Origin of the sequence: Streptomyces herbicida (assembly GCF_032656585.1) — a bacterium.
In the GTDB taxonomy this organism is placed as follows: Bacteria; Actinomycetota; Actinomycetes; order Streptomycetales; family Streptomycetaceae; genus Streptomyces; species Streptomyces herbicida.
In genome coordinates this window covers 22,357-47,289 of the sequence record NZ_JAUYWJ010000021.1, presented here as the reverse complement: position 1 = coordinate 47,289, position 24,933 = coordinate 22,357, and the positions used below count along the sequence as shown (strand labels likewise).

At 71.5% G+C, this 24,933-nt stretch carries 26 protein-coding genes and 1 pseudogene; 13 read left to right on the top strand and 14 right to left on the bottom strand.

What is annotated here, in order from left to right:
• Window positions 1-9: 9 nt before the first annotated feature.
• Window positions 10-498: an NUDIX hydrolase gene (locus tag Q8A52_RS35455; RefSeq protein ID WP_316759040.1), complete on the bottom strand. Its 489-nt coding sequence runs from the start codon at window positions 496-498 to the stop codon at window positions 10-12.
• Window positions 499-596: 98 nt separating this feature from the next.
• Here Q8A52_RS35455 and Q8A52_RS35450 point away from each other — a divergent pair, with 98 nt between their 5' ends.
• Window positions 597-1,436 (top strand): alpha/beta fold hydrolase, encoded by an 840-nt coding sequence (locus Q8A52_RS35450; protein WP_316759037.1) that lies wholly within the window; start codon window positions 597-599, stop codon window positions 1,434-1,436.
• Window positions 1,437-1,479: 43 nt separating this feature from the next.
• On the opposite strand, the gene Q8A52_RS35445 is transcribed toward Q8A52_RS35450, so the two are convergent.
• Together Q8A52_RS35445 and xylB are read right to left on the bottom strand one after the other, a co-directional pair.
• Complete coding sequence (locus Q8A52_RS35445) at window positions 1,480-2,688, bottom strand: ROK family transcriptional regulator (protein ID WP_316759034.1); 1,209 nt, start codon at window positions 2,686-2,688, stop codon at window positions 1,480-1,482.
• Window positions 2,689-2,755: 67 nt separating this feature from the next.
• Complete coding sequence (gene xylB / locus Q8A52_RS35440; RefSeq protein WP_316759032.1) at window positions 2,756-4,201, bottom strand: xylulokinase; 1,446 nt, start codon at window positions 4,199-4,201, stop codon at window positions 2,756-2,758.
• A gap of 178 nt (window positions 4,202-4,379) precedes the next feature.
• Between xylB and xylA the strand changes: the two genes are divergently transcribed.
• Both xylA and Q8A52_RS35430 read left to right on the top strand, forming a co-directional pair.
• Complete coding sequence (gene xylA / locus Q8A52_RS35435; RefSeq protein ID WP_316759030.1) at window positions 4,380-5,546, top strand: xylose isomerase; 1,167 nt, start codon at window positions 4,380-4,382, stop codon at window positions 5,544-5,546.
• A 175-nt stretch (window positions 5,547-5,721) separates the two neighbouring features.
• Window positions 5,722-6,168 (top strand): hypothetical protein, encoded by a 447-nt coding sequence (locus tag Q8A52_RS35430; protein WP_316759028.1) that lies wholly within the window; start codon window positions 5,722-5,724, stop codon window positions 6,166-6,168.
• Between the two features lie 8 nt (window positions 6,169-6,176).
• Here Q8A52_RS35430 and Q8A52_RS35425 read toward each other — a convergent pair whose 3' ends face one another.
• On the bottom strand, window positions 6,177-7,523 hold the full coding sequence (locus tag Q8A52_RS35425) for an esterase-like activity of phytase family protein (RefSeq protein ID WP_316759026.1): 1,347 nt from the start codon (window positions 7,521-7,523) through the stop codon (window positions 6,177-6,179).
• A 182-nt stretch (window positions 7,524-7,705) separates the two neighbouring features.
• A pseudogene (locus Q8A52_RS35420) lies at window positions 7,706-8,146 on the bottom strand (SNF2-related protein); the annotation flags it as partial.
• Window positions 8,147-8,424: 278 nt separating this feature from the next.
• Between Q8A52_RS35420 and Q8A52_RS35415 the strand changes: the two are divergent.
• Window positions 8,425-8,607: a hypothetical protein gene (locus tag Q8A52_RS35415; RefSeq protein ID WP_316759023.1), complete on the top strand. Its 183-nt coding sequence runs from the start codon at window positions 8,425-8,427 to the stop codon at window positions 8,605-8,607.
• A gap of 289 nt (window positions 8,608-8,896) precedes the next feature.
• Here Q8A52_RS35415 and Q8A52_RS35410 read toward each other — a convergent pair whose 3' ends face one another.
• The 3 genes from Q8A52_RS35410 to Q8A52_RS35400 all read right to left on the bottom strand — a co-directional run bounded on the left by Q8A52_RS35410 (window position 8,897) and on the right by Q8A52_RS35400 (window position 10,839).
• The gene (locus Q8A52_RS35410; RefSeq protein ID WP_316759020.1) at window positions 8,897-9,739 is read right to left on the bottom strand and encodes a hypothetical protein; all 843 of its coding nucleotides are present in this window, start codon (window positions 9,737-9,739) and stop codon (window positions 8,897-8,899) included.
• Between the two features lie 137 nt (window positions 9,740-9,876).
• Window positions 9,877-10,173, bottom strand: a complete 297-nt coding sequence (locus Q8A52_RS35405; RefSeq protein WP_316759019.1) for a hypothetical protein — start codon at window positions 10,171-10,173, stop codon at window positions 9,877-9,879.
• Between the two features lie 132 nt (window positions 10,174-10,305).
• Window positions 10,306-10,839: a PadR family transcriptional regulator gene (locus tag Q8A52_RS35400; protein WP_316759016.1), complete on the bottom strand. Its 534-nt coding sequence runs from the start codon at window positions 10,837-10,839 to the stop codon at window positions 10,306-10,308.
• Between the two features lie 125 nt (window positions 10,840-10,964).
• Here Q8A52_RS35400 and Q8A52_RS35395 point away from each other — a divergent pair, with 125 nt between their 5' ends.
• Window positions 10,965-11,720, top strand: a complete 756-nt coding sequence (locus Q8A52_RS35395) for an alpha/beta fold hydrolase (RefSeq protein ID WP_316759013.1) — start codon at window positions 10,965-10,967, stop codon at window positions 11,718-11,720.
• An 81-nt stretch (window positions 11,721-11,801) separates the two neighbouring features.
• Here the strand turns inward: Q8A52_RS35395 and Q8A52_RS35390 are convergent, their stop codons facing one another.
• On the bottom strand, window positions 11,802-12,401 hold the full coding sequence (locus Q8A52_RS35390; protein WP_316759011.1) for a class I SAM-dependent methyltransferase: 600 nt from the start codon (window positions 12,399-12,401) through the stop codon (window positions 11,802-11,804).
• A 189-nt stretch (window positions 12,402-12,590) separates the two neighbouring features.
• On the opposite strand from Q8A52_RS35390, the gene Q8A52_RS35385 reads away from it, so the two are divergent.
• From Q8A52_RS35385 to Q8A52_RS35365, 5 genes are all read left to right on the top strand, one after another.
• On the top strand, window positions 12,591-13,367 hold the full coding sequence (locus tag Q8A52_RS35385) for an MHYT domain-containing protein (protein WP_316759009.1): 777 nt from the start codon (window positions 12,591-12,593) through the stop codon (window positions 13,365-13,367).
• Between the two features lie 47 nt (window positions 13,368-13,414).
• Complete coding sequence (locus Q8A52_RS35380) at window positions 13,415-15,925, top strand: sensor histidine kinase (RefSeq protein WP_316759006.1); 2,511 nt, start codon at window positions 13,415-13,417, stop codon at window positions 15,923-15,925.
• Window positions 15,922-16,359, top strand: a complete 438-nt coding sequence (locus tag Q8A52_RS35375; RefSeq protein WP_316759003.1) for a roadblock/LC7 domain-containing protein — start codon at window positions 15,922-15,924, stop codon at window positions 16,357-16,359. Before Q8A52_RS35380 ends, Q8A52_RS35375 begins: the two co-directional genes overlap by 4 nt.
• Window positions 16,360-16,381: 22 nt before the next feature.
• Complete coding sequence (locus Q8A52_RS35370) at window positions 16,382-16,795, top strand: DUF742 domain-containing protein (protein ID WP_316759000.1); 414 nt, start codon at window positions 16,382-16,384, stop codon at window positions 16,793-16,795.
• A 182-nt stretch (window positions 16,796-16,977) separates the two neighbouring features.
• Window positions 16,978-17,583 carry a GTP-binding protein gene (locus tag Q8A52_RS35365; RefSeq protein ID WP_316758997.1) on the top strand — a complete coding sequence of 202 codons (606 nt, stop codon included), beginning with the start codon at window positions 16,978-16,980 and terminating at the stop codon, window positions 17,581-17,583.
• Window positions 17,584-17,592: 9 nt separating this feature from the next.
• Here Q8A52_RS35365 and Q8A52_RS35360 read toward each other — a convergent pair whose 3' ends face one another.
• Window positions 17,593-18,021 (bottom strand): PPOX class F420-dependent oxidoreductase, encoded by a 429-nt coding sequence (locus Q8A52_RS35360; RefSeq protein WP_316758994.1) that lies wholly within the window; start codon window positions 18,019-18,021, stop codon window positions 17,593-17,595.
• 92 nt (window positions 18,022-18,113) lie between these two features.
• Between Q8A52_RS35360 and Q8A52_RS35355 the strand changes: the two genes are divergently transcribed.
• Both Q8A52_RS35355 and Q8A52_RS35350 read left to right on the top strand, forming a co-directional pair.
• Complete coding sequence (locus tag Q8A52_RS35355; protein WP_263206034.1) at window positions 18,114-18,527, top strand: roadblock/LC7 domain-containing protein; 414 nt, start codon at window positions 18,114-18,116, stop codon at window positions 18,525-18,527.
• A 125-nt stretch (window positions 18,528-18,652) separates the two neighbouring features.
• The gene (locus Q8A52_RS35350) at window positions 18,653-19,546 is read left to right on the top strand and encodes a DUF6397 family protein (protein ID WP_316758988.1); all 894 of its coding nucleotides are present in this window, start codon (window positions 18,653-18,655) and stop codon (window positions 19,544-19,546) included.
• Between the two features lie 9 nt (window positions 19,547-19,555).
• Here the strand turns inward: Q8A52_RS35350 and Q8A52_RS35345 are convergent, their stop codons facing one another.
• Together Q8A52_RS35345 and Q8A52_RS35340 are read right to left on the bottom strand one after the other, a co-directional pair.
• The gene (locus tag Q8A52_RS35345; protein WP_316758985.1) at window positions 19,556-20,419 is read right to left on the bottom strand and encodes an acyl-CoA thioesterase; all 864 of its coding nucleotides are present in this window, start codon (window positions 20,417-20,419) and stop codon (window positions 19,556-19,558) included.
• A gap of 19 nt (window positions 20,420-20,438) precedes the next feature.
• Window positions 20,439-22,952, bottom strand: coding sequence for a DEAD/DEAH box helicase (locus Q8A52_RS35340; RefSeq protein WP_316758982.1), 2,514 nt, complete (start codon window positions 22,950-22,952; stop codon window positions 20,439-20,441).
• 145 nt (window positions 22,953-23,097) lie between these two features.
• On the opposite strand from Q8A52_RS35340, the gene Q8A52_RS35335 reads away from it, so the two are divergent.
• Entirely contained in the window at window positions 23,098-23,892 is a 795-nt protein-coding gene (locus Q8A52_RS35335) for a metal-dependent hydrolase (RefSeq protein ID WP_316758981.1), read from the top strand.
• 26 nt (window positions 23,893-23,918) lie between these two features.
• Here Q8A52_RS35335 and Q8A52_RS35330 read toward each other — a convergent pair whose 3' ends face one another.
• Both Q8A52_RS35330 and Q8A52_RS35325 read right to left on the bottom strand, forming a co-directional pair.
• Complete coding sequence (locus Q8A52_RS35330; RefSeq protein ID WP_316758978.1) at window positions 23,919-24,185, bottom strand: type B 50S ribosomal protein L31; 267 nt, start codon at window positions 24,183-24,185, stop codon at window positions 23,919-23,921.
• A 45-nt stretch (window positions 24,186-24,230) separates the two neighbouring features.
• Window positions 24,231-24,701, bottom strand: coding sequence for a DUF5709 domain-containing protein (locus tag Q8A52_RS35325; protein WP_316758976.1), 471 nt, complete (start codon window positions 24,699-24,701; stop codon window positions 24,231-24,233).
• Between the last annotated feature and the right edge of the window lie 232 nt (window positions 24,702-24,933).

Genomic DNA, 24,933 nt, shown 5'->3' with positions numbered 1-24,933 from the left:
AGGCCGCAGTCACAGGGGCATCCCCTCCCGCAGACAGGCGACCGTTCCGGACAGTGCGGCCGTGTGCAGTGCGGTGAGCGTGGGCAGCCGTGCGGTGAGCGGGATGCCGGCCAACTCGTCGGGAGCGGACAACCTGTGCCGGTCGTGCTCGGCGCTGAGCCGGATGCTCGTGTCGTCGGCGAGGCGCCCGCCGTGGAAGAAGCAGTCGAGGACTGGCCCGGTACCGAGGACGTCCCCCCGGTGGTCGATGCCGATCAGGTGGGGAGTGGGCCCGAGCTCGATGCCGGTCTCCTCGCGCATCTCCCGTCGTGCGGCCGTCCACGGGTCCTCGCCGTGGTCGAGCATCCCGCCCGGCAGCCACCAGGTCCCGGCGACCGGCGCTTCGGGCCCGTAGCGCAGGAGCAGGATGCGGTCACGGGCGTCCAGCATCACTACGCACGAGGCGAGCAGGGCCTGGGGCTGGGTCTTGATCCAGATCTCACGGGGCACCCACTCCACCAGGCCTGCCTCCCCAGTCGGATGACGGATCCCTGCCCGCATCCCGGCGGTCCGGAACCCGGTTGCCCCGCACGAACGCCGCTGCCAGGGTCGTCCCCATGCCCTACTTCACCGCGTACGACGGAACCGAGCTGGCCTACCACGTCTTCGGCGACGGCCCACCGCTGATCTGCCTGCCCGGTGGGCCGATGCAGGCCTCCGCCTACCTCGGTGACCTCGGGGGCCTCTCCGGACACCGCCAGTTGATCATGCTTGACCTGCGGGGAACGGGTGAGTCGGGCGTGCCCGAGGACCCGGCGTCGTACCGCTGCGACCGGCTCGTCGCGGACGTGGAGGCGCTGCGTGAGCATCTGGGACCGGACCGGGTGGATCTGCTCGGGCATTCGGGCGGCGCGAATCTGGCTGTGCGGTACGTGGAGCGTCATCCGGACCGCGTGGGCAAGCTGGCGCTGATCACACCCGGCCCGATGGCCGTGGGCCTCACGATCAGCGGGGATCTGCGGCGCGAGACGGCCATGCTCCGACGGGACGAGCCCTGGTACCCGGAGGCCTTCGCGGCGCTGGAAACGATCGTCGCGGGTCGGGCCACCCCCGACTCCTGGCAGGCCATCGCGCCCTTCTACTACGGCCGTTGGGACGCCGCGGCACGCGCTCACCGGGCCGCGGAGGACGTGCAGCGGAACCAGGAGGCCGCAGCCGTCTACGGAGCCGAGGGCGCCTACGCCCCCGACGCCACCCGTACCGCACTCGCGGCCTTCGGGCAGCCGGTGCTGCTGCTCGCCGGCGAGTTCGACCTGAACTCGCCGCCACCCGCGATGGCCGAGTTCGCCGGACTGTTTCCCGACGCCCGGTTCGTCGTTCAGCCCGGGACCGGCCACTTCCCCTGGCTGGACGACCCCGAGCGTTTCCGCGCCACGAGCGCGGCGTTCCTCGGCTGAGGCACCGTCGGACACGAAGGCACCGTCAGGTCCTGAGGGGCTGTCAGGCGTGCTCCGCGACCATCGCCGGGTCGTCGAGGACGGCCCGCACCACGGAGTGCGCGGCGCCCAGCAGCGGACCCTCGGACCCCAGCCGTGACACGGACACCGGACAGGCGGGCCCCGCCGTGCGGTCCGCCAACTCGCGCTCCAGCGACGGCAGCAGCCAGGGCGAGAGCCCGGCCAGCGCACCGCCCAGGACGACGGATTCGGGGTCGAGCAGGTTGACCGCCCCGGTCAGGGCGATGCCGAGTGCCGCTCCCGCGTCCCTGAGGGCCCGCCGTACGTCCTCGTCGCCCTCCTCCGCGCGCCGGGCCAGCAGACCGACGAGATCCTCGCCCGGCTCCAGGCCGGCCGCGCGCAGGACCGCCTCCTCGCCGGCGTACTGCTCCAGGCATCCGCGCCCGCCGCACGGACACGGCGGCCCGTCCGGCCGCACGGGCACATGGCCCAGCTCACCGGCGAAGCCTCGTGTGCCGCGCAGCAGCTGCCCGTTTACGACGACCGCGGCACCGATGCCGATCTCGGCCGACACATGCAGGAAGTCGCCGGGCGTGTGCTCGCCGAGCCAGAGCTCGGCGAGCGCGCCGAAGTTGGCCTCGTTGTCCACGGTCAGCGGGATGCCGGTGGACAGCAGGGCGCCCAGGTCCGTGTCGTTCCAGTCGAGGTTCGGGGCGCGTACGACGGTGCGCGCGTCGCGCGCCACCAGCCCGGGCACGGCGACCGCCAGCCCGGCGGGCCACAGCCCCTCCCGTTCCGCCTCGGCGACGACCCGGCGCACCAGTGCGGTGAGTTCCCGGATCACCGGTCCGGGAGCACGGCCCCGGTTCGCGCCGTGCCGCACGGCCCGCGCGCGCACCACGCCGCGCAGATCGACCGCGCACACCGCGAGATGGTCGACGCCGACCTCCGCCCCGATGCCTGCGGGACCGTGTCCGCTGACGGCGAGCGCCGATCCCGGCCGGCCCACCCTGCCGGGCCGTTCGGGGCCCAGCTCCTCCAGCAGTCCGGTGCGGATCAGCTCGTCCACGAGGGTCGACACCGCCGCACGGGTCAGACCGATGCGCGAGGCGACAGCGGCACGCGAGAGCGGCCCCTCGGCGCTGACGGCGTGCATCACGCGGGCGAGATTGCGGCGGCGCATGCCCTGCTGGGTGTCGGGCAGAGCGCGGCCGGGACCGGCCGGGCGGGCCCTGTGTAGCGGTGCGGTCATGCCTCCGTCAGTCCTCGGTCCGTGTCCCCGACAGGCGTCCCTGCCGGGCTCCGTCGATGGGCGTCGGTCAGTGGGCGTCCGTCCCCCGCTCCAGCAGCGGGGCCGCGTCGGAGAGTACCCCGGAGATCCGGGCCAGTGTCTCCTCGTCCCGCTCCACGGCGTTCAGCACCGGTCCGGCGGCCGTGTTCCAGCGGCGGGCGACGGCGGTCGGGTCCTCGCCGGTCAGCAGTCCGGCCGCCTGTGCCGCGGCACCGAGCGCGACCAGCTCCTTGGCCTCGGGCAGCTGGACCGGCCGGCCCGACAGCCGCCGTACGGTCTGCTGCCAGGCAGTGCCGCGGGCCCCGCCGCCGATCAGCAGCAGCGGTCTGCTCCGGTCCGCGTCCTCGTCGAGCACCAGGTCCAGGGCGCCGAGCAGCGAGTGGACGGCGCCGTCGTACGCCGCCTGCAGGAGCTGCCCGCCCGTCGTGTCGTGGCGCAGCCCGTGCAGCAGACCGGCGGCGTTCGGCAGATTCGGGGTGCGCTCGCCGTCCAAGTACGGCAGGAGGGTGACCGAGCCGCCGGCCTCCACGGCCTCCCGGTCCAGGCCCAGTAGCGCCGCGATGCGGTCGACCGCGAGGGTGCAGTTCAGGGTGCAGGCCAGCGGCAGCCAGTCGCCGTGCGCGTCGGCGAAGCCCGCGACGGTGCCGGTGGGGTCGGTGGGGCGGTGCTTCGACACGGCGTACACGGTGCCCGACGTGCCGAGGCTCAGTACCGGGGTCCCGGGGCGCAGTCCGAGACCCAGCGCGGCCGCCGCATTGTCGCCGGTGCCCGGCGCGACCAGGGTGCCCTTGGAGAACGGCAGGTCGTGGCTGTCGCGCACCGTCCCGGCCACCTCGCCGGGCCGTACGACCCGGGGCAGCAGCGCCGGGTCGAGTCCCACGTGCCGGAGGGTCTCCTCGTCGTACGACTCGGTCCCGGACGCCCACCAGCCGGTGCCGGAGGCATCGCCCCGGTCCGTCGTGCCCTGGCCGGTGAGGCGCTCGGTGAGGTAGTCGTGCGGGAGCCGCACGGCCTTGGTGGCGCGCACGGCATCCGGCTCGTTCTCGGCGAGCCAGGCCCACTTCGTGACGGTGAAGGAGGCGCCGGGCACACTGCCGGTGCGTTCCGCCCAGCCCTTGGGGCCGCCCAGCTCCTCGACCAGACGGCGCGCCTGGCGTGCCGAGCGCACGTCGTTCCAGAGCAGGGCGGGCCGTACCGGCTCACCCCGGGCGTCCAGGGTGACCAGGCCGTGCTGCTGGCCGCCGATCGACACCGCGGCTGCCTCATGGGCCGCGTCACCGCACTGGCGCAACGCCTCGCACAGCGCGTCCCACCACTGGCGCGGGTCGCTCTCCCGGCCGGCGCCGGAGGAGACGGTGTGGGGCGCCTGGCCGCTCGCCACGACCTGCCCGGTGGACGCGTCGACGACCAGCGCCTTGGTGGACTGGGTGGATGTGTCCACGCCGACGACGAGCGGACCCTCGGCTGCTGACATCGGGCTCTCCCTCTTCCCCGGCTCGCGGGATCTGGCCTGGTGTTTTCCGATGTGTCCAGGGAGTGGCGACCGGTACGTCACCCCTTTGAGGACATCTTGTCTCTTCCCAGAGACGCGAGGGCATACTAATTTGTAAACGGCCATGACGAAATAGTCGGAGCAAGCAAGGAGCCGCGGCATGAGCTACCAGCCCACCCCCGAGGACAGGTTCACCTTCGGCCTGTGGACCGTCGGCTGGCAGGGAAGGGACCCGTTCGGCGACGCCACCCGTCGCGCCCTCGACCCGGTCGAGACGGTGCAGCGCCTGGCCGAGCTGGGCGCCTACGGAGTGACCTTCCACGACGACGACCTGATTCCCTTCGGGTCCTCGGACGCCGAGCGCGAGTCGCACATCAAGCGCTTCCGCCAGGCCCTGGACGCGACCGGCCTGACCGTGCCGATGGCCACGACCAACCTCTTCACCCATCCGGTCTTCAAGGACGGCGCGTTCACCGCCAACGACCGCGACGTGCGCCGCTACGCGCTGCGCAAGACCGTCCGCAACATCGACCTGGCGGTCGAACTGGGCGCGAAGACGTATGTCGCCTGGGGCGGCCGGGAGGGCGCCGAGTCCGGCGCCGCCAAGGACGTGCGCGTCGCTCTCGACCGCATGAAGGAGGCCTTCGACCTCCTCGGCGAGTACGTCACCTCCCAGGGCTACGACCTGCGCTTCGCCCTTGAGCCCAAGCCGAACGAGCCGCGCGGCGACATCCTGCTGCCCACCGTCGGCCACGCGCTGGCGTTCATCGAGCGCCTGGAGCGCCCGGAGCTCTACGGCGTCAACCCGGAGGTCGGCCACGAGCAGATGGCCGGACTGAACTTCCCGCACGGCATCGCGCAGGCCCTGTGGGCGGGCAAGCTCTTCCACATCGACCTGAACGGCCAGTCCGGGATCAAGTACGACCAGGACCTGCGCTTCGGCGCCGGTGACCTGCGGTCCGCCTTCTGGCTGGTCGACCTCCTGGAGACCGCCGGCTACGACGGTCCCCGCCACTTCGACTTCAAGCCGCCGCGGACGGAGGACTTCGACGGCGTGTGGGCGTCCGCGGCCGGATGCATGCGCAACTACCTCGTCCTCAAGGAGCGTTCGGCGGCCTTCCGTGCCGACCCGGCGGTCCAGGAGGCGCTGCGCGCCTCGCGGCTCGACCAGCTGGCGCAGCCCACCGCGGCCGACGGCCTGCGGGCACTGCTCGCCGATCGCACGGCCTTCGAGGACTTCGACGCGGAGGCGGCCGCCGCGCGCGGGATGGCCTTCGAGCAGCTCGACCAGCTGGCCATGGATCACCTGCTGGGCGCACGGGGCTGAACCGCACGCGCGTGGGGCGGCCGTTTCACGGTCACCCCACGCGCGCGTGTCGTTGTCGGTCTGGCTGAGCGACCTTTGGACGGAATGCTCCGGAACCGTGCGGTCCCTGCATGAGTCCGTATCAACTTCCATGCAGGGGTCGCGCGTTGTCCGCTACGAGGCGACTCTTGAGGGTATGGCCATGCCGCCCGTACCGCCCCAGCCGCCCGGACCTCCGAGCGACACCCCGCCTCCGGGCGGCGGCTTCGGACCGCCGCCCGAAGGCTACGACCCGGCGACGACTCCCTTCAGTGCTCTCGAGACCCCGAGCAGGCGCCGTGCCCCGCTGTTCGCCGTGCTGGCCGTCCTCGTGGCCGCGGCGGCCGTCGCAGCCGTGGTCGTGATGACCTCGGGCGGCGACGGCTCACCGGAGAAGAAGCCGCCCGCGCACAGCACTGCGAGCACGAGCGGCTCTCCCAGGCCTTCCTTCAGCATCCCGACCGAACTGCCCAGCAGGCTGCCGTCCAAGCTGCCCAGCAGGCTGCCGTCAAAGCTGCCGAGCCGACTGCCGTCAGGATTCCCCACCGAGGTGCCGAGTGACCTCGAATCGATCCTGCCGTCCCTCGTGGGTGAACTTCCCTGACCGGCCCGCTAGATGCCCTCGGGCAGCCGGACGTACGTCACGGTCGTCTCGATGCCACTGTCGACCAGTCGGCCCTGAGCGTCGAAGGCGCCGGTGCCGTCCGTCATCCCGAAGTCGTTGTCGTTGATGAGGGCGAGCGTGTCGCGGTCCACGCGCGCGATGCCCTCGATTTTCCCGGGCACACCGCTCACCGCGCCCAGGTCAACGACGAGCCGCTTGGCGAGCACCGGGACGCCCGCGGCCGCGGGGTCCTCCAGCTGCTCCAGGGACGGGGATGTCGTGTCGTCGTCCCAGGGGCCGCCGAGGATGTCCGCCTTGTGCCCCAGCCTCACCAGCTGCAGCCGGGCCGTCTTGTCGGTGCGCTCCTCGACCAGCAGCCGGTCACCGCCCACGGCGACCACCGAAGAGATCTTGAGCTCGGACGTGTCGTCCTCGCTCGGGTCGACCACGTTCACCGGGTCGAACCGGTAGGCGTATTCGGCGGTAACCGCCTTCTTCTTCGGCGAGAACCGCAGCAGTCGGGTCGTGCGCGAGGCGTCACCGGCGTTCGCGTCCGGCAGGGAGAGCGGGCTCTGCAGGGCCATCACCAGGTCTCCGCAGGGCAGTTGGGCCAGCCCCTCGAATCCGCGGTTGGTCTTCCGGTGCAGCAGTACGGACGGCAGCGCCTCGACCACCGGGTAGTCGGTGCCCGTGAGGTCCAGCCCCTCGGGCACGTAACGCGTGAGCACCTTCCCGCGCGCGGAGACGTGGATCAGCGACGGGCCGTACTCGTCGACGAGCCAGAAGCTCCCGTCCTCGGCCCACACGATGCCCTCGGTGTCCATACCGTTCGGGTCGTACGACAGGGCGGTCTTCGCGTCATAGCTGTACGGCGCCTCGTCCCGGCCCTGCTGGTTGGGCAGCCCGGTGACGGCCTTGCCCGACCGCGTGGTGATCGCAATCGCGTCGATCACCTCCACCTTGTCGCCGGTCACCCGGATCTTCACGATGGCCGGGTCGAAGCCCGGTACCGGGAACGTGCGGCGCTTCTTGCCGTCCACCTTGATCTGGCCGTTGGGGCCGCGGTCGGTGACCGTCCAGTACTCGCCCTTGGGACCCGCAGGGTAGATGTCGCTGCCGATGCCGCCGAGGTCCACGCCCCGGTCGTTGTCGACGCTGCCGGGAAGCAGGGCGTTGCTGAACGCGCCGAGCGGGATGTCGCCGAGCGTCGCCGTACGGGTGACGTGCGCGGCGTCCCCGGACGGTGCCGCCGTGGCCGTCCCTGCGGCCACGAGGGCGGCCGCGAGGGCCAAGGGCAGACCCGTCGTGACGGAACGGTTGGCGACGCGGCGCCGGCCGGTGACATGCGGGGACATCGAGCCTCCTGGGAGCAAGTTCGTTGACAGCGGCCAGATTTGGGTCCCCGACGGAACGTCGTGCGACCGTCGGATGAACGGAGGGCGTCTTCCACTCGTCGGTCGTGGGGGTCTCGTGTGGGGGGTTGCGTGAGTGGCGGGTCGTCAGGAATCCGAGGAAGCACCCGACTTCCTCAGGACTCTCCGGACGGTTCGTAGAGGATCGTGTCGAGCAGTTCGTCCAGAAGCTCCAGCTTTCCCGAGCCTCCCGCGATCGTCGGGCGGTCCTCCTTGAGGAACTGCGCCGGGTGATTGCAGATCTGCTTCAGGCCGGTGAGCAGGTTCACGATCAGGCCCCGCCGCTGCATGCCGTCGGCCGCCCGGATCCGCTCCAGTGTCTCGCGCACCAAGGCCTCGTACAGGGCCGCCTGTTCCTCGGTCAGCGGCACCGGGTGATCGGTCTCGGTCTTCGGTGGCAGCTCGGGCGCGATGCCGGGGTCCGACTTGCGCCGCCGCAGCAGGAACGGCCGCACGAGCCGGGAGAGGCGCTCCGCGGCGAGGGGGTCCCGGCCGCCCTCGACGGCCTGCGCGTACCGCGCGGGGAAGGTGCCGAGGCGGCCCAGCAGCCCAGGGGTCGTCCAGTCTTGCGGGAATCGTCTGCACAGCTCTGCCCGCACTCCTCAAATTTGACTACCGAGCTTGGGTCGCCGGGGGTACAGCACCTGGACGGGCGACCCGGAATGGCTAGGCTGTGAGCCGAGCCACTTCACCAGGTGTTCGATTCACGGTGTCGGTGCGGGCGCTCAGGGGCGCGTAAGGGTCGCGTCTCAGGGACGTCTCAGGGTTGCGGTCCGGAACCGCGGGAAGCGCGGGCCCGTTTTCAGATCAGAGAGCGGCAGTGGCCGCGAAGGAGGCGACGCACATGTCGAACAACGCGAAGATCGCCGCAGGGGGTGTGGCGGTCGGGCTCATCCTGTTGATCTGGCTGCCCTGGTGGGTGTCGTTCCTGATCGTGCTGGGAGTCCCGGCGGCCGCGTACCTCACGCTGGACCCCTCGCAGCGGCGCAGGCTGCGCCGTGTCACGCGCAAGGAGATCGGCCACTGAGGCGCCGTCGCCCCGGCGCGTCCCGACTCGGTGCACGGGAGTGGGCCGCAGCGCCGCCCGCGGCCCTGCCGGTGGCATGGTCCGCGGGCGGCGTGACGCCTTGCTGACATTCCGGGCTCCGGTCGACGAAGCGCGGCGGACGTGGTCCCGGCAGCTGCGGCCCGGCTCGAAGCGCGGCGTGCCCATGACGCCCGGACCCGGACAGCGCCTCGGTGGCCTCCTCGGCGCTCCGGGCAGGCACTGACGACCCCCGCGGCCGGCCGAGCGCCGGGACTCGGCCCGCGAGGGCTCAACTGGGCCGTACGGCCAGCTTGTCGAGTGCCTCCAGGAGGCCGGGGAGCTCGGGGCCGCGGCCCACCGGCAGGACCTCGCCCGGCTCGTCGTCCAGCAGCACGAACGCGATGTCGTCCGTGCGGGCCACCATCGACCAGCCGGGACCGTCGGCGCGCAGGGTCCGGGCCTCGCCGGGCGCGAACGAGGAGCGGACCCGGCCGAGAGGCGGTGGCGAGTCCACATACGCGCGCACCTCCGCCAGGACCCGGCGGACCCCACTGTGGCCCTTCGGCGCGTCCTCCCGGCCCTCCGGGGCGTCTTCTCCCGCCTCCTTCGGCGCGTTCCCCGGCCTGGGGAAGTCGGCGTCGTCGATCTGCTCCCGCCACACCGCCCACTGCAGCGCGATCTCGTCCGCGCCCAGGCGCCGCTGAGCCGGGCCCCAGGCACTTGTGTCCGGCGGGGTCAGCGGGTCACGGTCCGCCATGTCGGGGCCGGGATCGTGCGGCGCCGGCACCCCCGGAGCCGCGACGGCGACCGCGAGGGGCCAGCCCGGCAGTGCGGCGACGACCGTGCGCTCGTCCGGCGACAGGTCGTACTCCATGCCGCAGTCCCAGGACGCGATCGCGACCGCGACCAGCGAGACGTCGTCGATGACGACCGTCCAGCGAGCCCCGTCGCCGTCCTGGCCCAGCACCAGCCCGTACCCGTCGGCACGGGGCGCGAGGCCCAGGGCCGCACAGGCCTCCGGATAGTCGTCACCCAGCACGCTCGGAAACTGCGCCGGCGTCAGCAGCACCGCCGTGAGCACATACAGCGCATCGTCCGCGGCGGCGACGGCCTCGTCTTCCGTCTCGGCCATCCCAGCCTCCCCAGTGGTTCGTCCAACGGCGCGCACCCTAGTGCGAGCGGAAGGCCGTTGTCACGACTCCCCATCACACCCGGAGCTGCAGTTTTCCACCTGGAGCGGGCGAAACGGCCGGATTCGCGGCCTGCAGATCAGGACACCGGCAGCCCGAGAAGGTCACGGGCCACCGTACGCGGCGACTCGTCGCGCTCCCGGGCCAGCGCGATCACGGCCCGGCACGCCAGCTCGCTCACCCCGAACGACAGCGCCTCCGGGGACACCCAGGCCGCCGCCTCGTCGATCCGGTCCTGGTCGTCCTCCGCGCGGGCCGACACATAGGCGGCCGCTGCTTCGAACAAGTTGTGTGCACGCTTCTCACGGCCGCCGGCCTCCTTTGTGCTCGTGGAGGATCGGAATCCGGCGAGGTGCCTACGGATCCTTTCGAACATGCGGACCGCCTTCCGCCTGTGTGGCTTCGACTCTGATCGTTCATCTGCTCCTGTTCAACGTAGAGTTGGAGCTGCGGCGACAGAAGAGGGTCGCATCGGTGAAGTGGTTCGAGCGGCCCGAACGCGGACGCCTCAGCGGCCGGCCTCGTCCAGTGAGGCGATGGTGTCGCGCAGCCAGGTGAGTTCGGCCCGGCTCGTGGCACGCGCGATGGTGAGGATGCCGCTCCGGAAGGGGTCGTCCAGCTCCTCGGCGCGCAGCGGCCGGTCACCCTCGTAGAAGAAGCTCGCCGGCTCCTCCAGAAAGGCCTGTCTGCGCCGCAGGACCGTCACCTGGGCGGCGGGGTCGTCGAGGTGTCTGAGGAAGGCGAGCACCGTGAACCAGCGGTTCTCGTCGGTGATGTCGCGCTGCGCCGGTTCGGCGAGCCGACGGCGCAACTCGCTCCTGCCCTCCTCGGTGAGCGTGAGCACATGCCGCGGTGCGGCCACCGACCCCGGCTCGGTGGCCCGGGCCAGGAGGTCGGCCTTCTCCAGTCGCTTGATCGCGGGATAGAGCGTGCTCTCGGCCACGGGGCGTACGTGCCCGGTCAGGGCCGCGATGTGTTTGCGCAGGACATAGCCGTGCAGCGGGGCGTCGTAGAGGAATCCGAGGATCGCGAGCTCCAGCATGCCCGCATTCTCTCGTATGCGCGCTGTACATCGAGACATCGATACTTCGGATCACATATACCTCGGTATCGAGGTATCTTGGTGGCGTGCCCGAACGCGGCACTCGAGCCACTGAGGGGGACCCCATGAAGCAGACCGAGTTCGACGGCAAGGGCAGCCGCATCCGCTGGACGGAGACGCCCGGCGAGGAGCCCGCGCGGGTGTACGTGCACGGCCTGGGATCGGTCTCGGCCGTGTACCACGCGCACATCGCGGCCCGCCCGGAACTCGCCGACCGGCGGAGCCTGTTCGTCGATCTGCCTGGACACGGCATCAGCGACCGGCCCGAACACTTCGGGTACACGCTGGAGGACAACGCCGACGCCCTGGCGGCGGCACTGGACGCGGCGGGTCTCACCGGCGCCGAGCTGATCGCGCACAGCATGGGCGGGGCGGTCGCCATCGTGCTCGCCCATCGGCGGCCCGACCTCGTCTCCCGGCTGGTCCTCACGGAGGCCAACCTCGACGCCTTTCCGCCTGCGAACGCGGGGAGCAGTGGCATCGCCTCCTACCAGGAGGACGAGTTCGTCGACGGGGGGCACGCGCACGTGCTGCGGAAGGTCGGCCCGCTCTGGGCGGCGACCATGCGGCTCGCCGACCCGCGCGCACTGCACCGCACCGCCGTCGGGCTCCGGCGCGGCTCGGACCCCGTCATGCGCACCATCCTGGAAGGACTGGCGATCGACCGTGTGTACCTTCAGGGTGAGTTCAGCGGTGAACTCCCGGGCAGGGACGCCCTGGAAGCCACCGGGGTGCGCGTGGTGACCGTGCCCGGCGCCGGGCACAACGTCATGTTCGACAACGCTGACGCCTTCGTGGCGGCGGTCGAGGGGCGGGTGTGACGGGCTGCCCCGGCGTACGCCCGGGCGCACGGCCCGGCGGCGCCCCGCGCGCGTGGACCACCGGGTGCGGAGGGGGCGCGCTCAGTGCTCCCGGACCGCCAGCGCGAGGAAGCGGGTGTCCTCGTCGACGTACGACGTCATGCGCCACCCGGAGCCTGCCAGCAGAGGACCCAGGTTGGCCTCCGCGCGCAGGTCGTCCGGGGTGATCTGCCGCCCCTGGCGCGCGGCCAGGGCCGCCCGGCCGATCGGATGGAACAGTGCCAGCTTGCCGCCGGGTCGTACCACACGCGCCAACTCCCGAAGATTCTCGGCCGGATGGGGCAGGTGTGCGATGAGGCCCGCTCCGAACACGGCGTCGAGGGACTCCGACCGAAGCGGCAGCGCGGTGACGTCGGCGAGCACCAGCCGGCCGTCGCGGTCCCTCTCGGCCCGTACGGCCGCCTGCAGCATCTCCGGGGTCAGATCGACCCCCACGACCACGCCCGAAGGTCCCACGGCCGCGCGCAGCGGCGGCAGCGCGCGTCCTGTGCCGCAGCCCGCGTCGAGCACCCGGTCCCCCGTGCGCAGCCCCAGGTCGGCCACGGCGGACGCGTAGGCCGGACCGTCGTCGGGGAACCGGTTGTCCCAGTCGGCCGCGCGGGCCCCGAAGAACTCCTGGACGTGTGTGTGGTCGTCGCTCATGCTCCGCATGATCCCTCACCAGCACGGTTTCGCACGTTTGCCGGTGCCCCAGCGCCCATGACGCATGGTGTCTTCCACGCGCATCTTCGAGCGGGACGCGATCGTTCCGGCGCACCTCTGCGTCATATTCCAGCACCTTTCGAAATGCGCCCCCTCCGTGCACCTGTGCACCCCTAGCGTCCCGGGGCCATGGGACACCTCGACCACGCCGCCTTCGGCTGGCTGACCCCTGTGCTGTCGTATGTGATGGCCTGCATCGGCGCCGCACTGGGACTGCGCTGCACCGTCCGCGCGCTCGGCACCACGGGCCGCTCGCGTCGCAACTGGCTCGTCACCGCGGCCTCCGCGATCGGTACCGGCATCTGGACCATGCACTTCGTGGCCATGCTCGGCTTCAGCGTCAGTGGCACCGGCATCCGCTACGACGTGCCGCTGACCATCCTCAGCCTGCTGGTCGCCATGGCCGTCGTCTGCGCCGGCGTCTTCGCCGTGGGCTACGGCCGGAACCGCACCCGGGCGCTGTTCCTCGGCGGCCTCACCACCGGGCTGGGTGTCGCGAGCATGCACTACCTGGGCATGGCGGCGGTACGGCTGCACGGCGACATCACCTACGACCCCGTGCTCGTCGCGCTCTCCGTCGTGATCGCCGTGGTCGCGGCCACCGCGGCCCTGTGGGCGGGGCTGAACATCAAGTCGCCCGTCGCGGTCACGGTCGCCTCCCTCGTCATGGGAGCAGCCGTCAGCAGCATGCACTACACGGCCATGTTCGCGGTGAGCGTGCACGTCACGCCCTCCGCCTCGATCCTGCCCGGGGCCACGGCGATGCAGTTCATCTTCCCCCTCGCCGTCGGCCTCGGGTCCTACCTGTTCCTCACCTCGGCGTTCGTCGCCCTCTCGCCTGCGGCGGGCGAGCGCGAACCGTCCGCCCGGGCCCGCCCGACGGCCGAGAGCGCCGCCGCCCGCTAGCGGGGTCCGGCAGGGCACGCCCCGAACCACCACCGAGCGAGGAGGCCATGCGTACACCCCGTAGAACCCCCACAGCAGGAGCGGAGACGCGGGACCCGCAGCCCCTGCGCGGCCGCCGAGCGCACGCGGGACCGCCCGCAGACGAAGGCACGGACGACCCCGCGGGCGCACCGTCGGACCACCCGCCCACGCGCGCGGCGCGATGGCGAATACGGCCGCGGACCGTACGGGCCAAGGTCGTCTGCCTGTTGATGGTGCCCGTCGTCTCGCTGCTCGCCCTGTGGGCGTACGCCACCGTCAGCACCGTCCAGGACGTGGCCCGGCTGCGGCAGTCCCAGCGCGTCGACTCCGAACTGCGTTCCCCGGTCGCCGCCGCCGTCACCGTCCTGCAGGCCGAGCGCGCGGCCGCGGTGCGGTATGCGACCGACCCGGCCGCCGGACGGAGCGGTGACCTCCGCACACTCGCCGCGCGCACCGACCGGGCCGTCGCCAGGCTACGGCTCGGGAACGACAACACCGTCGCCGACAGCGAGGAACTGCCCCGCGGTGTCGCCCAGCGGCTGGCCGACTTCGTCCATGGGGCCGAGCGCCTGCCCGCGTTGCGGACGGCGGTGCTCGACCGCCGGGCCGGCTGGGACGAGGCCTACGCGCAGTACACGAAGACCATTGCGACGGCCTTCACCGTGGACGGAGCCCTCACCGGCATCCAGGCGGACGACCTCGGCTCCGACGCGCGGGTGCTGCTCGAATTCTCCCGCGCGGGGGAGGCGTTGGCCCAGGAGGACGCGGTGCTGGCGAGCGCCCGCCTCACCGGCGGTCTCCAGGGCAAGCGGCTGCGGCTGTTCACCGGCGCCGCCGCCACGCGCCGCACGCTCACCGACTCCGCCGCGGCGGACCTGCCCGAAGCCCAGCGCGCCGCCTGGCTGGATCTGGCCGGCAGCGGTGCCTACACCTCGGTCGGCGCCCTCGAGGACAAGGCCCTCGCCGGTGCCCCGGGTGCCCGCGCGCTCGACGCGGCCCCCATGGCCACCTGGGACGCGGCCCACGCGCGCGTGCGGGACGGGATGCGGTCCATCGAGACCGACGCGGCCCGCACCGTCGCGGGCCGGGCCGATCCGTTCGCACGAGGTCTGCTCACCCCGGCCGGCGCCGCGGTCCTCTTCGGCCTTGTCGCCGTCGCCGCCTCGCTCGTCATCTCCGTCCGCATCGGGCGCGCCCTCGTCGTGGAACTGGTGAGTCTGCGCAACAGCGCCCTGGATCTCGCCCACCGCAAACTTCCCGAGGCGATGCGGAGGCTGCGCGCGGGGGAGGAGATCGACATCCGGGCCGAGGCGCCGTCAGGACCACCCGCGGAGGACGAGACCGGCCAGGTCGCCGAGGCCCTCGGCACCGTGCACCGCGCTGCGCTGCGTGCCGCCGTGGAGCGCGCCGAACTCGCCAGCGGCATCTCGGGAGTGTTCGTCAACCTCGCCCGACGCAGCCAGATCCTGGTCCATCGTCAGCTCAGCCTCCTGGACAGCATGGAGCGACGCTCCGACGACCCCAACGAGCTCAGCGACCTCTTCCGGCTCGACCACCTCACCACCCGTATGCGACGCCACGCGGAGAGCCTGATCATCCTCTCCGGAGCGGCACCCGGACGTGCCTGGCGCATGCCGGTGTCCCTGACCAACGTGGTGCGCGCGGCCGTCTCCGAAGTCGAGGACTACGCGCGCGTGGAGGTACGCCGGCTCCCCGAGTCCTCCGTCATCGGCGGGGCCGTGGCCGACCTCACCCATCTGCTCGCCGAGATCGTGGAGAACGCCGCCCAGTTCTCGCCGCCGCACACGCGCGTGCGCATCACCGGCGAACCCGTCGGCAACGGCTATGCCGTGGAGGTCGAGGACCGGGGGCTGGGCATGGGGCAGGAGACGCTCGCCGAGGCGAACCGGCGCATCGAGCAGTCCGAGGCACTCGACCTGTTCGACAGCGACCGCCTCGGACTCTTCGTGGTCAGCAGGCTCGCCGCGCGCCACGGCATCAAGGTCCACCTGAGGACCTCGCCCTACGGCGGCACGACCGCCGTGGTCCTGCTGCCCACCGCACTGCTGCACAGCGGCGCGGCGGAACGTTCCCCCCGCTCGTCGGCGGACGGGGAGCGAGCGGCGGAACGCGAGTACGCGCGTGTGCCCGGCGCCGCTCCGCTCCCGGAGGCCGTCGCCGCGTCGGCCGACCGACCCGCCCTGGCGGCCACCGCCCCGCCACCGACCGACCCCGCGCCTCCTGGAGTCACCACCTTGCGGCCGCACCGCCCACCCAACGACTCCGAGGGCTCCGACGACCTCCCGCGCCGCGTACGACAGGCGAACCTCGTCCCCCAACTGCGCGCGCAGCGCACCGAGGAGCCGGCCCGGACGCCGGTCTCGCGAGACGACGACCGGCGCACCCCCGAACTCGTGCGGGCCCGCATGGCGGCCTACCGGGACGGCTGGGCGCGCGGCGGCGGCAGGCAACCGGGCCGCGGCGCCGCCCCGGACCCCGAACCGGGCACAGACAGCAGCGAAGGAGACCCCGCATGATCCAGGACCCGAACCTGAGGGCCGCCCAGCGATCCGGTGAACTCGACTGGCTGCTGGACGACCTGGTGCTACGCGTGGGCGAAGTGCGGCACGCCGTGGTGCTCTCCAACGACGGCCTGGCCGTCGGCGCCTCGAACGGCCTCCAGCGCGCGGACGCCGAGCACCTCGCCGCCGTCGCCTCCGGCTTCCACAGCCTCGCCAAGGGCACGGGCCGGCACTTCGGAGCGGGTGGCGTGCGCCAGACCATGGTGGAGATGGACGACGCGTTCCTGTTCGTGGCCGCGGCCGGCGACGGCTCCTGCCTCGCCGTCCTCACCGCCGTGACCGCCGACATCGGACTGGTCGCGTACGAGATGGCACGGCTGGTCAAGCGCGTCGGCGAGCACCTCTACACGCCGCCGCGCGTCGCCTCCCGCCCGCCCGCCGCCCGCTGAGCCGAGAGGGCGGTCGGCACCGATGACCCAGGATATGAGGGGCGCCCAGCGGGAGCTGGACAGCCAGTGGTACGACAGCGAGGCCGGGCCCCTGGTCCGCCCGTACGCCATGACCGGCGGACGGACCAGACCCGGCCCCACCGGAGTGCGGTTCGACCTGATCGCGCTCGTGACGCTCGACTCCGCCGTGCCCGCCGCCCACGACGACCCCGGGGTCGGGCCCGAGCACCGGGCGCTCCTCGACCTGTGCCGCACGGAAACCCAGTCCGTCGCCGAGCTCGCCGCGGGCGCCGACCTTCCCGTGGGCGTGGTCAGGGTGCTCCTCGGCGACCTTCTGGAACTGGGCCGCGTCACCGTCAGCCGACGGGTGCCCCCGGCGCAACTCCCCGATGAACGGATACTCCGCGAGGTCATTGAGGGATTGCGGGCCCTGTAGATGAAGGTTCAGAACCAGCCGCGGTACGGCACAGGGTTGTATTCCCTTCCGCCAGCAACCGGCTCGAGCCGGTCAGATGGTGACGATATCGGTGCAATCCCTCGGAGCGGAGCATCGGTTGTCATGATGCTGACTTCGCACACAGACGTCGAACACAGTCGGCACTCCCGAGAGAAGTGATCATGGTCTCCGAGCATTCCGATGCCACGCATGGCGAGACGTCCGCCCTTGCGCTGAAGATACTTGTCGCCGGCGGATTCGGCGTCGGCAAGACCACCATGGTGGGAGCGGTCAGCGAGATCAGGCCGCTGCGCACCGAGGAACTGCTCAGCGAAGCAGGCCAGTCGGTGGACGACACGGACGGCGTGGACCAGAAGGTCACCACGACCGTCGCCATGGACTTCGGGCGCATCACCATCCGCGACGGCCTCTCCCTGTACCTCTTCGGGACACCTGGACAGGACCGCTTCTGGTTCCTCTGGGACGAGCTGTCGCAGGGAGCTCTCGGTGCCGTGGTTCTCGCGGACACCCGGCGGCTGGAGGACTGCTTCCCGGCGGTGGACTACTTCGAGCACCGGCGCATCCCGTTCGTCGTGGCCGTCAACTGCTTCACCGGCGCTCGGACCTACGGCGCCCACGACGTCTCCCACGCCCTCGATCTCGACCGGGGAACGCCGGTGGTCCTCTGCGACGCCCGCGACCGGGACTCGGGCAAGGAAGTGCTGATCCGCCTCGTCGAATACGCCGGGCGGATGCACACCGCCCGGCTCCTCGACTCCGTGAGCTGAGCGGCCGCCTCAGTCCGACAGGTTCTTCACCGCCACGACGTTGTCGACGGCGACGCGGACCACGAGCTCGCCCGGAACGCCGTTGCGGGCGCCGAACTCCTCGGCGCGCTCCTCACCCATGTACCGGGCCGCGATCCGGGTCGCCCACGCCCGTACCTCGTCGAGGTCCTCCGAGACCCGGGCGCGACCGTTCAGGACCACGAAGTGGAACGGCGGCCGGTCGTCGTCCACGCACAGGGCGATCCGCCCGTCACGGGCGAGATTTCGCCCTTTCACGGTCTCCTTACCGGTGTTGAAGACCACTTCGTCCCCGTCCAGCAGGAACCAGATGGGGGCCACATGCGGGCTCCCGTCGGCCCGCACGGTCGAAAGCTTGCCGGTGCGGGTGCCGTGCGAGACGAACGCCCGCCATTCCTCATCGGTCATCTTCTGTGCCATGTCCCCATTTTCCTTGCCCGGACGGCGGTCCTGGGGAAGGCTGGCGGACAGACCCTCCGGCCAGGGGGAGAGATCACACGGGGAGACGGAGCATGGCGCAGAACCAGGGACTCGGCTGGCTGCTCGACGACCTGACGGAGCGCGTGGAACACGTACGCCACGCGCTGGTCCTGTCGAACGACGGCCTGGTGACGGGAGCGAGCACCGGCCTTCGCCGTGAGGACGCCGAGCACCTCGCCGCGGTCGCCTCCGGACTGCACAGCCTGGCCAAGGGATCGGGACGCCACTTCGGCGCGGGCACCGTGCGCCAGACCATGATCGAGTACGACGACGCCGTCCTGTTCGTCACCGCGGCCGGCACCGGCAGCTGTCTGTGCGTGCTCAGCGGCGCGGAGGCCGACATCGGCCAGATCGCCTACGAGATGACGCTGCTTGTCAACCGGGTCGGCGAACACCTCGGCGTGGACGCCCGACGTCCCGAGCGAACGTCCCCCGCAGATCTCTGACCTGCGCATTTTCGTTCCCCCTGGAGTTATCCACAGGCTCGCCACGCAATTCGCCGGAGCGGCTACGGTTTTTTCACGGCGACCGCACACGGCGTGAGCCACCGACTCCACGGGGGAGTTCGACCATGTCAGGCAACACCGTCATTCGACTGCGTTCCCTCACCTGCGCGCCGAGCCGCGCCGCACGCGAGCTGAGGATGAAACGGGGCGAGTTCGACCTCGCAGTGCACCTCGGCCGTATCCGGACCGTGCCGGACGAGGGAGGAGGCGGAGGCCGCCGCGTCGAGCACGCCGAGATCGACCGGCTGCGCTCGGGTGAGGGGTTCCCTGAAGCGTTCCGCGACAGCGTCAAGGCCGTGGGCACCACGGAGGGCGCGGAGATCATGAACGTGTCGGTCACCAGGTTCACCCGCTTTGCGCGCCTCGGGCTGGTGGTGCCGGTGAAGTTCTACCTGAACCGCTATCGAGCAGTGGTCTGGCTCTATCTTGCCGAGGAACTGCGGGAGTTCGCGGCCGACGAGAAGAACGCGTCCCTGCTGACCGGCCGTACGCCCGAGGTACTGCGTTCTCAACTCGGCACCGGTCTGGATCTGCGCGCCCGCAACTGGCGCGGACGTCATCTCGGTTTCCTGCTGCGACAGGCCGAGGATCCGTGGGAGCGCGCCGGAGCCTTCGCCGCGTTCCTCGACCCCGCCCATATCGCGGACGTGGTCAAGGACCCGTACGAGCGCTCCCATCTGAACCGCTTCCGCCCGGCGCCACCTGCCCACGGGGCGCCGGGATCGCCCTCGGCGCACCTCGCCGAGAAGATCATGACGGCGGACGACCTGGACGAGATCGGCCGGCTGAGGAGCGACCTGGCCCGGGGCCTGGAAGAAGCCCGCGCCTACCAACCCGCTCCGCGTCCCGCACCGCGACACGGCCCGCCCGCACCCGCACCCGTGCCCGAAGCGCCGGAGCGGCCCCGCGGGTTGCTGGGCCGGCTGCGCGGCAGAAGCCTCCGGCACGAGGGACTGTGAGGCCCCGGCCTACAGGGCCCTGAACAGACCCTCCTGGACGACCGAAACGAGCAGGCGCCCCTCCAGGTCGTAGATGCGCCCGCGAGCCAGACCGCGGCCACCCGTCGCGATCGGGGACTCCTGGTCGTACAGGAACCACTCGTCCGCGCGGAACGGCCGATGGAACCACATGGCGTGGTCCAGCGAGGCCATGTCGAAGTTCCGCGGGCCCCACAGGGGTTCGACGGGGATGCGGACCGCGTCCAGGAGAGTCATGTCGCTGGCGTAGGTGAGGGCGCAGGTGTGCACCAGCGGGTCGTCGCCCAGAGGTCCGACCGCGCGCATCCACACCGCGCTGCGCGGCTCCGCGCCCTTGACCTCGTCGGCATTCCAGCGCAGCCGGTCGACGTAGCGGATGTCGAAGGGCTGACGGCGTGCCATCCGCTCCAACTGCTCCGGCAGAGTGCCCAGATGCTTGCGGATCTCCTCCGAGACCGTCGGCAGGGACTCCGGGTCCGGCACATCACGGGCCGGCAGCTGGTGCTCGAAAGGTCCTTCCTCAGGCATGTGAAAGGAGGCGGTCAGATTGAAGATCGTGCGGCCCTGCTGTACGGCGGTGACCCGCCGCGTCGTGAACGACCGCCCGTCCCGGACCCGCTCCACCTGGTACACGATCGGCACGCCCGGCCGCCCCGGGCGCAGGAAGTATGCGTGCAGCGAGTGCACCGGGCGCTCGCCGTCCGTGGTGCGCCCCGCGGCGACCAGTGCCTGGCCGGCCACCTGGCCGCCGAAGACCCGCTGGAGGGACTCCTGTGGGCTGCGGCCACGGAAGATGTTGACCTCGATCTGCTCCAGGTCGAGCAGGTCGACGAGTCTCTCGGCCGGATTCGTCATGGGCGGGACTCTACTGTGCTCACAGCTGTCCGACGTCGGTCACGCGGACGACCGCGCGGCCCTCCGCGTCGGAGGCCGCGAGGTCGACCTCCGCGCTGATGCCCCAGTCGTGGTCGTCGTTCGGGTCGTCGAAGATCTGGCGGACGCGCCACAGCCCGTTCTGCGGCTCTTCCTGGATCACGAGCAGCTTGGGGCCACGGGCGTCGGGGCCGGTGCCCAGGTCCTCGTACTCGTCCCAGTACTTGTCCATCGCCTCGCCCCAGGCCTCGGCGTCCCAGCCGGAGTCGGCGTCCATCTCGCCCAGCTCGTCGACCTGGTCGAGGGCGGCGAGCTCCACGCGGCGGAACATCGCGTTGCGGACCAGCACGCGGAAGGCGCGCGCGTTGGTGGTCACGGGCTTCACCTCGTCGGCCTTCTCCTGGGCCTCCTCGGCGGTCATCTCCTCCGGATTGGCCAGTTGCTCCCACTCGTCCAGCAGGCTGGAGTCGACCTGGCGCACCATCTCGCCCAGCCACTCGACCAGATCCTGGAGGTCCTCCGACTTGATGTCGTCGGGGACGGTGTGGTCCAGGGTCTTGTATGCGCTGGCCAGGTAGCGCAGCACGATGCCCTCGATGCGGGCCAGCTCGTAGAAGGACACCAACTCCGTGAAGGAAAGGGCCCGCTCGTACATGTCACGGATGACGGACTTCGGCGACAGCGGATGGTCGCCGACCCAGGGGTGGCTCTTACGGTAGGTGTTGTACGCGTGGAAGAGGAGCTCTTCCAGCGGCTTCGGGTAGGTGACGTCCTGGAGGCGCTCCATGCGCTCCTCGTACTCGACACCGTCCGCCTTCATCGCGGCCACCGCCTCGCCGCGCGCCTTGTTCTGCTGGGCGACCAGGATCTGCCGCGGGTCGTCCAGCGTGGACTCCACGACGGACACCATGTCCAGGGCGTAGGACGGCGACTCCGGGTCCAGCAGTTCGAACGCGGCGAGCGCGAACGTGGACAGCGGCTGGTTCAGCGCGAAGTCCTGCTGGAGGTCGACCGTGAGGCGCACGATGCGGCCCTCGGCGTCCGGCTCGTCGAGCTTCTCGACGATGCCGCCGTCGAGCAGCGAGCGGTAGATGGCGATGGCCCGCCGGATGTGCCTGAGCTGCTGCTTGCGCGGCTCGTGGTTGTCCTCCAGCAGCCGCCGCATCGCCTCGAAGGCGTTGCCGGGCCGGGCGATCACCGACAGCAGCATCGTGTGCGTCACGCGGAAGCGGGACGTCAGCGGCTCCGGCTCGGCGGCGATCAGTTTCTCGAAGGTGTTCTCCGTCCAGCCGACGAATCCCTCGGGCGCCTTCTTGCGGACCACCTTGCGGCGCTTCTTCGGGTCGTCGCCCGCCTTCGCGAGTGCCTTCTCGTTCTCGATGACGTGCTCGGGCGCCTGCGCGACCACGAGCCCGGCCGTGTCGAACCCGGCCCGGCCGGCCCGGCCCGCGATCTGGTGGAACTCACGGGCGCGCAGGGTGCGCACGCGGTTGCCGTCGTACTTGGTCAGGGCCGTGAACAGCACGGTCCGAATGGGGACGTTGACGCCCACGCCGAGGGTGTCGGTGCCGCAGATGACCTTCAGCAGACCGGCCTGGGCGAGCTTCTCCACCAGGCGCCGGTACTTGGGCAGCATGCCGGCGTGGTGGACGCCGATGCCGTGGCGGACATAACGGGACAGGTTGCGGCCGAACTTGGTGGTGAAGCGGAAGTTGCCGATCAGCTCGGCGATCTGGTCCTTCTCCTCGCGCGAGCACATGTTGATGCTCATGAGCGCCTGCGCCCGCTCCACGGCCTGCGCCTGGGTGAAGTGGACGATGTAGACCGGTGCCTGCTTGGTCTGCAGCAGGTCCGTGAGCGTCTCCGTGAGCGGGGTGAACTTGTACTCGTAGGAGAGGGGCACCGGACGGGTCGCCGAGCGCACCACCGAGGTCGGGCGGCCGGTGCGGCGGGTGAGGTCCTTCTCGAAGAAGGAGACGTCGCCGAGTGTGGCCGACATCAGGATGAACTGCGCCTGCGGGAGCTCGAGCAGGGGGATCTGCCAGGCCCAGCCGCGGTCGCCCTCCGCGTAGAAGTGGAACTCGTCCATGACGACCTGGCCGACGTCCGCGTCCTTGCCGTCGCGCAGCGCGATGGACGCAAGCACCTCGGCGGTGCAGCAGATGACGGGTGCGTCGGCGTTGACGGACGCGTCGCCGGTCAGCATGCCGACGTTCTCGGTGCCGAAGAGCTTGCACAGCTCGAAGAACTTCTCGGACACCAGCGCCTTGATCGGGGCCGTGTAGAAGGTGACCTCGTCCCGGGCCAGGGCGGCGAAGTGGGCGCCCGCGGCGATCATGCTCTTGCCGGAGCCGGTGGGCGTCGACACGATCACGTTCGCACCGGAGACCACCTCGATCAGCGCCTCCTCCTGATGGGGGTAGAGCGTGAGACCCCGCTCCTGTGCCCACGCCTCGAAGGCTTCGTAGAGGGCGTCGGGGTCGGCGGTCGGCGGCAGCTGATCGATGAGGGTCACGCACCCATCTTGCCTGGCCTCCCGGCCGATGGGGGAATCGGCTGCGGGTGCGAAGATCATGCCAGCTACGCTGTGGCGCCGACGGAGCGTCAATGCACCCGGTCAACTGGACAGCGGCACACGAGGAATGGGGCGGGGAACGGCCATGATGGGACCAGCACACTCACTGTCGGGAGCCGCTGCCTGGCTCGGCGTCGGAGCGGCGGCCGCCGCAGCCGGGCACCCCATGCCCTGGCCGGTCGTGCTGGTCGGTGCCCTGATCTGTGCCGGCGCGGCGCTCGCCCCCGACCTCGACCACAAGGCGGCCACCATCTCGCGCGCCTTCGGACCGCTTTCGCGCTGGCTCTGCGAGATCGTCGACAAGCTGTCGTACGCCGTCTACAAGGCCACCAAGAAGCAGGGCGACCCGCGCCGCTCCGGGGGACACCGGACGCTGACGCACACCTGGCTGTGGGCGGCCCTGATCGGTGCGGGCTGCTCGGCTGCGGCGATCACCGGGGGCCGCTGGGCGGTGCTGGCGATCCTGTTCGCGCACATGGTGCTGGCGATCGAGGGCCTGCTGTGGCGGGCGACGCGTGGTTCCAGCGCCGACGTCCTGGTCTGGCTGCTGGCGGCGACCAGCTCGTGGATCCTCGCGGGCGTCCTGGACAAGCCGGGCAACGGCTCGGACTGGCTGTTCACCGCACCTGGCCAGGAGTACCTGTGGCTGGGCCTGCCGGTCGTGCTCGGGGCGCTGGTGCACGACATCGGGGACGCGCTGACCGTCTCCGGCTGCCCGATCCTGTGGCCGATCCCGGTCGGCCGCAAGCGCTGGTACCCGGTGGGTCCGCCGAAGGGCCTGCGGTTCCGGGCGGGCAGCTGGGTCGAGCTCAAGGTACTGATGCCGGCCTTCATGCTGCTCGGGGGAGTGGGCTGTGCGGCCGCCCTCAATGTGATCTGACGGCCGGGCCGGGGCCGGCCGGCTGCTCAGCTCCCGCCGGAGTCCTGCCCGGCGCCGCCGTAGCGCCGCTCGAAGCGTGCGACGCGGCCCTCCGAGTCGACCGTGCGGGCCTTGCCCGTGTAGAAGGGGTGGCTCTCCGAGGAGATCTCGACGTCGACCACGGGGTACGTCTCGCCGTCGTCCCACTCGATGGTCTGGTCGCTGGTCGCGGTGGACCGGGTCAGGAAGGCGTATCCCGCGGAGCGGTCGCGGAACACCACGGGACGGTAGTCGGGGTGCTTGTCCTGCTGCATGGATGCTCCTCGCGCGGGGCGCCCGGCGGGCACTGGACGTCGGGGTCAGCCGTAGTAGGTGTCCTCGTCCACGATGTGCATCGCGGCCTCCTCGGCGGAGGCGCCCGCGCCGTCGATCCCGACGTCCGTGGCGACCAGGGCGCTCTCCTCGTCCTCGTGCGCGCCTTCGTCGGGTGCCACGAGGCGGCCGGAGCGGAGCCCGCCGACCTCGTTGTCCAGGAGCTCACCGTCGGTGCCCTGGCAGTCGCCGATGCCGTCGTCGTCGGGTACGGCGAGATCGGGCAGCTCCTCGGCGAGGCGCTGGTCCAGGGTCTCGCCCTGGTGACGCTCCGCCGCCGTCACGCCGGTGTGCTCCACGGCCCACGGCCGCTCGGGAGGGGACCAGCCGCGGTCGAGGGGATCGTCGACACCGTCGGCGACCAGCGTGTCCTCCGCGTCGAGCAGCCCCGAGTCCTCCTGGATCTCGGATCCATCGGGCTGGTAGACGTCGTCTCCCCATCCGTCGGCGCTGTCCACGGGTACCTCCAGGTGCTGGTGACGGCTCCTTCTCACCGCGGTCGGCGCAGGGCCGTCGGCGCGCGCGGCACGAGTTTCACCCGGCTCGAACCGGACGGCTCCCGGGCGTCCCCCGAACCGGTGCCGCTCTCCAGCCTTCCACCCCGGTTCGGCACCGCGCAACGGCACGTGCCCTGGCCTGGGGGTGCGTCGCCGCGCCGCGGTCCGAGGCGGCTCGCGGGGCGGCCCGGCG